This window comes from Corallococcus sp. CA041A (genome assembly GCF_003612075.1).
Lineage (GTDB): Bacteria > Myxococcota > Myxococcia > Myxococcales > Myxococcaceae > Corallococcus > Corallococcus exiguus.
On record NZ_RAWF01000479.1, the window covers coordinates 1 to 2912 of the forward strand.

The following is a 2912-nucleotide window of genomic DNA, read 5'->3' on the forward strand; positions in this document are numbered from 1 at the left end:
GGAGGGCGGGAGGCCCCGGTGGCCGTGGTGGGTTTCGGGCTGACGGCGGTGGGGTTGGCCTTGCTGCCCGTGGCGCCGTCGTACGGGTGGCTTTTCCCGGTGATGGGCCTGTTGGCGGTGGGCTCCGCGCTGGTGACGCCGTGCCTGTCCGCGCTGGTGTCCCTGCACGCCCCCATGGAGCAGCAGGGGGCGGTGCTAGGGGCCTATCAGGCGTCCGGCTCGCTGGGCCGCATCATCGGGCCCGCGCTGGGCGGCCTGCTCTTCACCCGACTGGGCCCGACAGCCCCGTACGGGACGGGCGCGGTGCTGGTGGCGCTGGGTGGACTTTTGGCACTGTCGCTGGTGACACAGGTGCGATTGTCGGGAGCAGGCGCGGAGCAAAGCTCATAGGATGGGGACCATGGTGGGCAAGCCGCAACACATCACCATCGCGTTCGACGTGATGGGGAGCGATCACGGCCCGTTGGAGGTGGTGCGAGGCGCCGCCCAGCTTTCGCTGGAGTCTCCGCACATCCACGCGCTGCTCGTGGGGGACCGGCCGGTCATCGACGAGGCCCTGGCGAGCATCAAGCACAACGGGGAGCGCATCTCCGTGCACCACGCGGGCGACTACGTGGGCATGGACGAAAAGCCCGGCGAGGCGCTGGCGCGCAAACCCGAGTCCTCCGTGGCGGTGGCCGCCCGGCTGGTGGCGGAGGGTGAGGCGCATGCGCTGGTCTCCGCGGGCAACACGGGCGCGGGCGTGCTCGCGTGCAAGCGCCACTTCCAGCTGATTCCCGGCGTGCGCCGCGCGGCCCTGGCCACGGTGTATCCCACGCGGGGCGTGCGAGGCGCGAAGCAGGACCCGTTCAGCCTCATCCTCGACGTGGGCGCCACGGTGGAGGCCACCGCGGAGGACCTGGTGGCGTTCGCCGTCATGGGCTCCGCCTACGCGCGCATCATCTCCCGCAACGAGCGGCCCAAGGTGGCGCTCCTGTCCAACGGCGTCGAGCCCCAGAAGGGCCCGCCGCGCGTGGTGGAGGCGCACCAGCGGCTGTCGCAGATGGCGGGGCTCAACTTCACGGGGAACGTGGAGGGCATCGACATTCCGCGCGGCACGGTGGACGTCATCGTCACGGACGGCTTCGTGGGCAACGTGTGCCTGAAGATGCTGGAGGGCGTGCACGACACGGTGATGGAGCTGGCCCAGTACGCCTACAAGGAGAGCCTGCGCTGGCGCGCGGGCCTGGCCATGCTGTCGTCCGGCATCGAGCGGCTGAAGGACATCACGGACTGGGAGCAGTACGGCGGCGCGCCCATCCTGGGGTTCGACCGCATCTTCATCAAGGCGCACGGCCGCTCCAAGGCGCGCGCCATCGCGAACGCGGGCAAGGTGGCCGCGAAGGCGGTGGCGAACGAGCTGGGCACCGCCATCCAGGAGGGCCTGGCGAAGTGAGCCTGCCGGACCGCATCGACCCGCCCCCCCCGCGCCGCATCTACCGGTGGGACCTGGACAAGACGTACCTCCAGACGGACTTCGAATCGCTGCGCGACCTGTTCCGCACGGCGTTCCAGAAGGCCCATGAGAAGGTCGCCATCCCGGGCGCGTCCGCACTCATCCGCGAGCTGGCGGAGCAGGGGGACTCGAGGCTGTGCATCGTGTCCGGCAGCCCCAAGCAGATGCGCGCGGTGCTGGAGGAGAAGCTCAAGCTGGACGGCATCCAGTGGGACGAGTTCGTCCTCAAGGACAACGTGGGCAACCTCCTGCGCGGGCGCTTCCGGGCCCTGCGCGGACAGGTGGGCTACAAGCTGCCCGCCATCCTGGAGAGCCGCGTCCACGCGCCGGTGGAAGCGGAGGAAGTGCTCTTCGGCGACGACGCGGAAGCCGACGCGTTCATCTATTCGCTCTACGCGGACCTCATCGCGGGCCGGGTGGACGAGCGCGTGCTGTCCCAGGTGCTGGAGGCGGGCGGGGTGTACCCGGACGACGTCGCGCGGGTGCAGGAGGCGTGGAAGAAGATTCCCATCGCGGACCCGGTGCGGCGCATCTTCATCCACCTGGACAAGCTGACGCCGCCCGCGCATTTCACGCCGTATGGCCCGCGCGTGGTGCCCATCTTCAACTACTTCCAGGCGGCGCTGGTGCTGCTGGCGGACGGCCACCTCACGGCGCCGCAGGTGCTGAAAATCGCCGTGGAGATGGTGCAGACGGCGGGGCACAACATCATCACGCTGTCGAACTCGTTCCAGGACCTGCTGAGGCGAGGACTGCCGCTGCAGCAGGCGGCCATCGCGCTGTCCCAGGCGATGGAGGGGCCCAACGCGCTGCTCAAGGCCATGCGCCCCATGCCGGACATCCTGGCCGCGTTCAGCAAGCGTCTGGCCGCGCTGGGCACGCAGCCCCCCCCACCGCGCGTGCAGGCGGTGGACTACGTGTCGCTCATCTCCCACGCGCTGCCCCGGACCCACAAGGGGCGCACCCTGAAGCCGCCCACCTGAAGCGCCCGGCCTTCGGGCCCGGCCGTCTGCCTGCCTGCTTCCCGGCCCCTCCAGCATTGAGGGCCCGTGGCGGACGGAGTCTGGCCCGGATTGGGATGTTATCCAGTGGAAGCGCCTCCCACGGGCAGCGGGCGCACGGCGGGCGAGCAGGGGGCCCCAGGTGGACCCCCAACGTCCCTGAAGAATGTCCTTAAGCGCGACCCCCATGGGTGGGAGGATGCGTGCTAGACGGCTGCCCTGCCGAGGCGAATGACGCGAGACCCGACCCATCCCCCGCCCCCTGGCGGAACGCTGCCAGCCGCGCCCGGAGACGACGCGCGCGGAGAGGCCTCCTTCGAGGCGGCAGCGGACACGGCATCCGGGTCCGCGCACGAGGTTTTTTCCATGTCTTCCCCCCTGGACCTGTCGGGCCCCGAGGAGCGCGGCGAGCGCAC

At 70.5% G+C, this 2912-nt stretch carries 4 protein-coding genes; all 4 read left to right on the forward strand.

From position 1 onward, the window contains the following. Positions 1–390, forward strand: a 390-nt coding sequence (locus D7V77_RS41275) for an MFS transporter (RefSeq protein ID WP_147452343.1), incomplete at its 5' end; no start/stop codon positions are given. Positions 391–400: 10 nt separating this feature from the next. After that, on the forward strand, positions 401–1435 hold the full coding sequence (gene plsX / locus D7V77_RS41280; RefSeq protein ID WP_120581642.1) for a phosphate acyltransferase PlsX: 1035 nt from the start codon (positions 401–403) through the stop codon (positions 1433–1435). Next, complete coding sequence (locus tag D7V77_RS41285) at positions 1432–2478, forward strand: phosphatase domain-containing protein (protein WP_120581641.1); 1047 nt, start codon at positions 1432–1434, stop codon at positions 2476–2478. The genes plsX and D7V77_RS41285 overlap by 4 nt, the downstream gene beginning before the upstream one ends. A 249-nt stretch (positions 2479–2727) precedes the next feature. Then, the coding region (locus D7V77_RS45370) for a hypothetical protein (RefSeq protein ID WP_233597547.1) at positions 2728–2912 on the forward strand (185 nt) is incomplete at its 3' end.